General features: G+C 64.0%; 6 protein-coding genes and 1 pseudogene. 5 read left to right on the top strand and 2 right to left on the bottom strand.

Features of this window, described 5'->3' with window-relative positions; translation table 11 throughout:
• Window positions 1-208 (bottom strand): annotated as a pseudogene (locus tag QT17_RS07205) (IS982 family transposase); the annotation flags it as partial.
• A gap of 325 nt (window positions 209-533) precedes the next feature.
• Here QT17_RS07205 and QT17_RS07200 point away from each other — a divergent pair.
• The 3 genes from QT17_RS07200 to QT17_RS07190 are packed head-to-tail and all read left to right on the top strand — an operon-like array spanning window position 534 to window position 2,377.
• Complete coding sequence (locus tag QT17_RS07200; protein WP_369792373.1) at window positions 534-1,523, top strand: sulfite oxidase; 990 nt, start codon at window positions 534-536, stop codon at window positions 1,521-1,523.
• Window positions 1,524-1,532: 9 nt separating this feature from the next.
• The gene (locus QT17_RS07195; RefSeq protein ID WP_039458355.1) at window positions 1,533-1,937 is read left to right on the top strand and encodes a hypothetical protein; all 405 of its coding nucleotides are present in this window, start codon (window positions 1,533-1,535) and stop codon (window positions 1,935-1,937) included.
• A complete protein-coding gene (locus QT17_RS07190; protein ID WP_039458353.1) occupies window positions 1,934-2,377 on the top strand; it encodes an MOSC domain-containing protein in 444 nt (147 codons plus the stop codon). The genes QT17_RS07195 and QT17_RS07190 overlap by 4 nt, the downstream gene beginning before the upstream one ends.
• A gap of 54 nt (window positions 2,378-2,431) precedes the next feature.
• Here the strand turns inward: QT17_RS07190 and QT17_RS07185 are convergent, their stop codons facing one another.
• Window positions 2,432-4,087, bottom strand: coding sequence for a bifunctional UDP-sugar hydrolase/5'-nucleotidase (locus QT17_RS07185; protein WP_039458350.1), 1,656 nt, complete (start codon window positions 4,085-4,087; stop codon window positions 2,432-2,434).
• Between the two features lie 199 nt (window positions 4,088-4,286).
• Here QT17_RS07185 and glnA point away from each other — a divergent pair, with 199 nt between their 5' ends.
• Both glnA and QT17_RS07175 read left to right on the top strand, forming a co-directional pair.
• The gene (gene glnA / locus QT17_RS07180) at window positions 4,287-5,627 is read left to right on the top strand and encodes a type I glutamate--ammonia ligase (protein WP_039458347.1); all 1,341 of its coding nucleotides are present in this window, start codon (window positions 4,287-4,289) and stop codon (window positions 5,625-5,627) included.
• Window positions 5,628-5,786: 159 nt separating this feature from the next.
• Window positions 5,787-6,956: a branched-chain amino acid ABC transporter substrate-binding protein gene (locus QT17_RS07175; RefSeq protein ID WP_039458345.1), complete on the top strand. Its 1,170-nt coding sequence runs from the start codon at window positions 5,787-5,789 to the stop codon at window positions 6,954-6,956.
• Window positions 6,957-7,010 lie beyond the last annotated feature (54 nt).

Here is a 7,010-nt window from a genome sequence, read left to right as displayed (position 1 = left end):
GGCTTGGGGAGGGGACGTGGGTGAAGAGGCCGAGGTCTTTGGCGAGGGCCAGGGCCTTGTTGTGCTTGCCGCCGAACTCTAGGGCGGCAAGGAGGGCGAGGGTGAGGATGGCGGAGGCGGGCGTTTTGGCTTGGGGGTCATCCTTGTAGCCCATGGCTTGCAGGGCGTCGTCTATAATGCAAAAGGCCGCTATGAGACGGGAAAGCATAGCGGCCACTATTTTTTCAGATCCAGGGGATAGGTAGCAACTTGGGTTATTAATAGGCGGTTCTTGCTCAAGCTCTTGGGCGCAGGTGGGACGGCGGCGCTCCTGAAGCCCGCTTTGGCCCAAACCTCCGCGCAAGCGGAAACGCCCATCCCATCTTTTACCGGGCCCGGCCCCAACCCCTACTGGAACGGGGTGCACCCCTACGCGATTTATCCCCAGAAGTTACCCCTTCTGCGGATGACCGACCGCCCCGTCCAGTTGGAAACGCCCGACATTACTCCGCACCGTCTTCACGCCCAACGAAGCATTCTACGTCCGGTACCACCTGGACGAGATCCCCAACCAGATCGACCTTTCCCAGTGGCGGCTAAAGTTCGAGGGCAATTTTGAACGGCCCTTGGAGCTTTCCTTGGAAGACCTCCTCACCAAGTTCAAGCCGGTTTCCATCGCCGCCGTCAACCAGTGCTCCGGCAACTCCCGAAGCCGCTTCCAACCCCGGGTCGCCGGCGGCCAGTGGGGCAACGGGGCCATGGGCAACGCCCTCTGGACCGGCGTTCGCTTGAAAGACCTCCTGGAAGCTGCCGGTGTAAAGCCGGGCACGGTGCAGATCCAGTTTGAGGGTCTAGACCGCGGCAAAGGGCCAGAAAATTTGGGCTCGGGGCGGTTTATGAAGTCCCTAGATCTGGACGACCCCGTGGTGGAGGAAACCATCCTGGCGTATGCCATGAACGGGGAGCCCCTGCCCATGCTCAACGGCTTCCCCGTGCGCCTGGTGGTGCCGGGCAAGTTCGCCACCTATTGGCTCAAGCACGTCACTTGGATCCGCGCCCTTACTGAGCCCGACAAGAACTTCTGGATGGCCACCGCTTACAGAGTGCCCGACACCCCCAACGGCTCCACCACCCCCGAGGCCGTGGCCGCGGGGCAGGTCAAAACCGTTCCCATCGGCCACTTCAACATGCCCGTGCGCTCGTTCATCATAGACCCTGATGGCACGAGCCCCTTGGTGGTGGGCATGCCCGTCAAGATCCGGGGCGTGGCCTTTAGCGGCCATGGCAAGGTGGTGAAAGTGGAGATTTCCACCGACGACGGCAAGACGTGGCGGCCAGCGGTTCTGGGGGCCGACTACGGCAAGTACTCTTTCCGCACCTTTGAGTTCACCTGGCGACCCAGCCAGCCCGGGAACTACGTGATTGCGGTGCGGGCCACGGACGAGAAGGGCAATACGCAGCCCGATGCCCCCGTGTGGAACCCCGGCGGCTACCTCTGGAACAAGATTGAGCGCCAGGAAGTGGTGGTCCTGGCGGCCAAGTAGGAGGACGGGATGAAAAAGCGCGTGGCGTTCTTCGGAATTTTGCTGGGACTGGGGCTGGTGGCGGCAGAGGTCCCTGGCACAGTGGCAGGGCAGTGGACAGGAGGCACCCTCGGCCTGATCCTGCAACCCGCCCCAGCGGCCCCTGGAGGAGGTTCCACCATCAACATTGGCCCTTTGCCCACCTACACGGCAGAGCTGGCGGAAGGGGAGGGCAAAGAACTTGTCATGAGCTACTGCTCTATTTGTCACAGCGTCACTTACATCACCATGCAACCCCCTCTTGCCAACTGGAAGCCCACCATGGACAAGATGCTGAAAACCTACGGGGCTGAGAAGTGGATACCCGCCGACGTGGCGGAGAAGATCCTGGCTTATCTGCAGGCCCACTACACCCCGGAAACGCGCAAGGAATGAACCGCATCCTCTCCCTCCACCTGGGCCTGGGGAAAGGCCTCCCCAAGCCCCAGGTGGAGGTTTTGGAACTCGTGGCGGGCGTGGGCGCCAAGGGGGACCGCCACGCCGGCCTGGACCCCAACCGAGCAGTTCTGGTGGCGGGGCTCGCCGCCTACGAAAAGGCCTACAAGGCGGGGATAGACCTCCCCTACGGCGCCTTGGGCGAAAACCTCCTTTTGGACCTGGACCCCCATACGCTTCCTTTGGGGGCAAAGCTCCGGGTGGGGGAGGCGCTTTTGGAGCTTTCCCAGGTCTGCACCGTGTGCAAGAGCCTCTCCCAGTTTGACCTGCGCCTGCCCAAGCTCCTCTATGGGGGCCGAGGGCTTTACGCCCGGGTCCTGGAGGGCGGGGTGGTGCGGGTGGGGGATCCCGTCCTGGTCCTAATCCCCACCAAAGGCTAGGGCTGTGGAAAACCCCGGGAAGGGGGCCTATCCCCTCCCGGGGCTTTTCCACCCCTACACTCCCACCCGACCCGGCACCCGGTAGGCCCAGTAGGCGGGGCGCTCCCCCTTGGGCTCGTTCAGGACCTCAATCCGCCCCTCGAGGCCCGCCTCCACCACCTTGAGCTCCTTGAGGTAGTCCATAAAGCTCTCGGCGTCGCTGAAGCCGGTGTCCACCCGGTAGCCCTGGGCCTCCTTGAGGACGGTGAAGCCGTCCCCGCCGGCGGCGATGAAGTTGTTGACCACCACCCGGTAGGTGGCCTCGAGGTCCAAGGGCACGTACCCCTTTTCCGCCTTCACCTCCACCCGTACCACCCGGTCCCCCACCGGACGGGAGAGGTCAAAGGCGTAGCGGAGGCCGGAGACCTGCAGGAAGCGCCCCGCCGTCTGCTCCCACTGGGAAACCCCGTTTTCCAAGGCCGCCTTGATCTCCTTGCCCTTCAGGTCCATCACCACCAAGGTGTTGCCAAAGGGGAGCACCTCGTAGACCTTGCCCACGGTGATGGGGCCCTTGGGGATGGAGGCGCGGATGCCGCCCCCATTTTGCAAAGCGATCTGCACCCCGGCGTTTTTGGTCTTCCAGACCATGCCGTCGGCGATCAGGTTCCCCAGGTTGCTCTCCCGCCGGCGCACGATGGCCCTTTCCCCCACCAGGTCCACCTTGGCCTCGGCGATCACCTGTTGCATCAGGGCCAGCACGGGCTGGGCGTAGGCCAAAAGGGCCTCCTTGGCGAAGAAGTCCTCGGGGGACACCTCCGGGGTCATGAGGAAAGGCTCGCCCTTGTAGGCGACAAGCTCCCCCTTCTCGTCAAAGGCAACCTCCAACACCCCCACCACCTTGCCCCACTCCCAGGCCTGCACCACCAGGACGTCCTTCCCCTCGGGGTTCTTGACCACCGTGGGGTAGGGCCCGGCCGGGGCCAGCTCCTTGTGGGGGAAGCTCCCCAAAAGGGTGTGGGAGTGGCCGCCCACGATCACCTGCACCCCCACAAGCCTGCGGGCGAGCTTCAGGTCCTCGCCGTAGCCCAGGTGGGAGAGGAGGAGGATCTTGTTCACCCCCCGGCGCAAAAGCTCGTACACCGCCTTTTGGGCGCTCTCGTAGGGGTCCAGGAAGTCCACGGTGGGGCCGGGGTTGGCGATCTCCTTGGTGTCGGGGGTGGTGAGGCCGATCACCCCCACCCGCTCCCTACCCACGCTCACGATGGCATAGGGGGCAAAAAGCCCCTTGAGCCTGGGCTCCCGGCTCGCGTCCACGTTGGCGGAAACCACCTTAAACCGGGCCCCCTTTAGGAACTCCGCCAAGGGCCCCGGCCCCAGGTCAAACTCGTGGTTCCCCAGGGCCATGACCCGGTAGAGCATCCGGTGCATGAAGTAGCGGTCCGCCAAGCCCCGGTACTGGTTGAAGTAAAGGGTGCCCTGGAAGACATCCCCGGCGTCCAAAAAGAGGAGGTTCTTGCGGCTTGCCCGCAACCGGTCAAAGAAGGCCACCCGCTGCGCCACCCCGCCCACCCGCACTTTCTGCCCGGAAAGGGTGAGCTCCATGGGCTCCAGGTGGGCATGGGTGTCGTTGGTGTGCACCAGGGTCAGGGTAAAGGCCCCTTGGGCTCGCCCCAGGCCAAGCCCCGCAAGCCCCAAGACCGCACCCGCCCGCAATAGATCCCGCCGCTTCATCCCATGCGCCATAGGTACCTCCGCTTTAAGTCTAGCCGAGGTTCCTTCAGGGAAAGGTCAAGGGGCCATTCCGGTGCCATTTCAGAGCGCATATGACACGACATGGGTTGACATTCTGCACATTTATGCCGTACACTTTGCACAATCCGCCCGGGGTTTACCGCGCAAAAGGGGCCACGGCGGATCAAGGAGGAGGAAAATGGCGTACACCAAGGCGGAGATCCTCAAGGCGCTCAAGTCCGAGGGCGTGAAGTTCCTGCGCCTGCAGATCACCGACATCCTGGGCGTGGTGAAAAACGTGGAGGTGCCGGAGTCCCAGTTTGAGAAGGCCCTAGACGGGGAAATCATGTTTGACGGCTCCTCCATTGAGGGCTTCACCCGCATTGAGGAGTCGGACATGCTCCTCCGGCCCGACTACGACACCTTCGTTATCCTGCCCGACCTGGTGGAGGACCCCAAGCGGGGCAAGGTGGCCCGGCTCATCTGCGACGTCCACTACCCCGACGGCCGCCCCTTTGAGGGGGACCCCCGGTACGTCCTCAAGCGGCAGATTGAGCGGCTGAAGAAGCTCGGCTTTGACAACATGTACGCCGGCCCAGAGCCCGAGTTCTTCCTCTTCCTAAGGACCCCCGAGGGCCTGCCCACCACGGAAACCCACGACAAGGCGGGCTACTTTGACCTGGCCCCCATTGACAAGGGGGAGGAGGCCCGGCGCGACATGGTCAACGCCTTGGTGGCCATGGGCTTTGAGATTGAGGCCTCCCACCACGAGGTGGCCCCGGGGCAGCACGAGATTGACTTCAAGTACGCCGAGGCCCTCACCACCGCCGACAACATCGCCACCTTCAAGTGGGTGGTGAAGCGGGTGGCCTTGAACCACGGCCTCCACGCCACCTTCTTGCCCAAGCCCATACGGGGCATCAACGGCAGCGGCATGCACACCCACCTCTCCCTCTTCAAAAACGGGGAGAACGCCTTCTACGACCCCAAGGCGGAGTACCAGCTTTCCAAGACCGCCCTCCACTTCATCGCCGGACTTCTGGAGCACGCCGAGGGCATGGTGGCCATCACCAACCCCCTGGTGAACTCCTACAAGCGTCTCACCCCCGGGTACGAGGCCCCCACCAACATCGCCTGGTCCGCCTCCAACCGCTCCGCCATGATCCGCATTCCCGCCCGCCGGGGCGTGGGCACCCGGGCGGAGCTTAGGATGCCCGACCCCTCCGCCAACCCCTACCTGGCCCTGGCGGTCATGGCCGCCGCCGCCATGGACGGGATTGAGCGCAAGCTCCTGCCTCCCCCGCCCATCCAGCGCAACATCTACCAGATGAGCGTGCGGGAGCGAAGGAAGCACAAGATCCGCGAGCTCCCCGGCACCTTGCGGGAGGCCCTAGAGGCGCTTAAGAAGGACCCTGTGATCCGCGAAGCCCTGGGGGAACACGTCTACACCCACTTCCTCCAGGCCAAGCAGATGGAGTGGGACGACTACCGGGTCACCGTCCACCAGTGGGAGCTGGACCAGTACCTGGCCACGTACTAGACCCCTTGCCCCCCACCCGGCCCCCGTACCGGGTGGGGGTTTCTGCATGCCTGACCCGTGGGTCAGGCATAAACTTTCCGTGGGGGCATTGACAAAGCCCGCTACCCCCCCCGTAGAATAGGGCCGCAACGCGAACGCGTGCCTTTCAAGGAGGTGCCTATGAGGAAAATCGGGCTTCTGGTAGCAGGTGTAGCCGCCTTGGGCATGGCCCTGGGCCAGGCCAACGTCATCAAGATCGCCACCCAGTCCCCCCTTTCTGGCCCCCAAGCCGCCTTGGGGGAACAGATCAAGCTGGGAGCGGAGCTGGCGGTGGAGGAGGCCAAGGCCAAGTTCAAGGCCCTGGGCTTTGACCTGGTCCTGGTGCCTTACGACGACCAGGCCAACCCCGATGTGGGCGTGGCCAACGCCAACCGCATCATCAACGACCCCGACATCCTGGGCGTGGTGGGCCACTTGAACTCCGGCGTGGCCATTCCCTCCAGCGAGGTCTACGCCCGGGTGAACCTGGTCATGGTCTCCCCCGCCAACACCAACCCCCGGGTCACGGACCGCCGCCTGCCCAACGTGAACCGCATCTGCGGCCGCGACGACGTGCAAGGTCCAGTGGGGGCGGAGTACGCCTTCAACAACCTGAAGGTGAAGAACGTCTTCATCATCCACGACAAGACCGCCTACGGCCAGGGCTTGGCGGAGGAGTTCAAGAAGCGGTTTGAGGCCCTGGGCGGGAAAGCGGTGGCCTTTGTGGGCACCGAGGAAACCTCCAACTTCGTGCCCATCATCAACCAGATCCGGGGTGCCCGTCCCGTGCCTGAGCTAATTTACTTCGGAGGCATCTACAGCCAAATCGGTCCTTTTGTGAAGCAGCTCCGGGAGCGTGGGCTCCGCACCCGGCTCATGGGCGGCGACGGCTTGGATTCCAGCGAGTTCGTGCGCCTGGCGGGGGCCCAGAACGCCGCCGGCACCTTCTACACCACCGTGGCGGGCCCCGTGTCCGCCTTCCCCAAGGCCAGGGCTGTGGCCCAGCGCTTCAAACAGAAGTACGGCAAGGACATGGAGGGCTTCGGCATCTACGCCTACGACTCTGCCCAGGTGATCCTCACCGCCTTGGAGAACGCCATCAAGGCGAACGGGGGCAAGAAGCCCACCCGGGAGCAGGTGAGCCAGGAAGTGCGCAAGGTCAAGCTGGAAGGCCTCACCGGCACCATTGAGTTTGACGACAAGGGCGACAACAAGAAAGCCAAGTACTTCGTGATGCAGTGGCCTCCAGCGGCAAGTGGCCGACACAAGCTGATCCGCGTCATTGAGATGGCGGCCCCGGGCTCCAGGTAAACTGAGGCAACATCCTAAAGGGGGTGGCCAGCTGGCCACCCCCTTGGCCCGGAG

This window comes from Thermus sp. 2.9 (assembly GCF_000794385.1).
GTDB lineage: Bacteria > Deinococcota > Deinococci > Deinococcales > Thermaceae > Thermus > Thermus thalpophilus.
Note: the sequence above shows the minus strand (reverse complement) of the source record. Positions and strands in the feature narration are given on the sequence as shown.

What these genes read in the sequence shown, in the direction of transcription:
- QT17_RS07195 (WP_039458355.1), top strand. Translation starts at nt 1,533, where the DNA reads ATGAAAAAGCGCGTGGCGTTCTTCGGAATTTTGCTGGGACTGGGGCTG.
- QT17_RS07190 (WP_039458353.1), top strand. Translation starts at nt 1,934, where the DNA reads ATGAACCGCATCCTCTCCCTCCACCTGGGCCTGGGGAAAGGCCTCCCC.
- QT17_RS07185 (WP_039458350.1), bottom strand. Translation starts at nt 4,087, where the DNA reads ATGAAGCGGCGGGATCTATTGCGGGCGGGTGCGGTCTTGGGGCTTGCG.
- glnA (WP_039458347.1), top strand. Translation starts at nt 4,287, where the DNA reads ATGGCGTACACCAAGGCGGAGATCCTCAAGGCGCTCAAGTCCGAGGGC.
- QT17_RS07175 (WP_039458345.1), top strand. Translation starts at nt 5,787, where the DNA reads ATGAGGAAAATCGGGCTTCTGGTAGCAGGTGTAGCCGCCTTGGGCATG.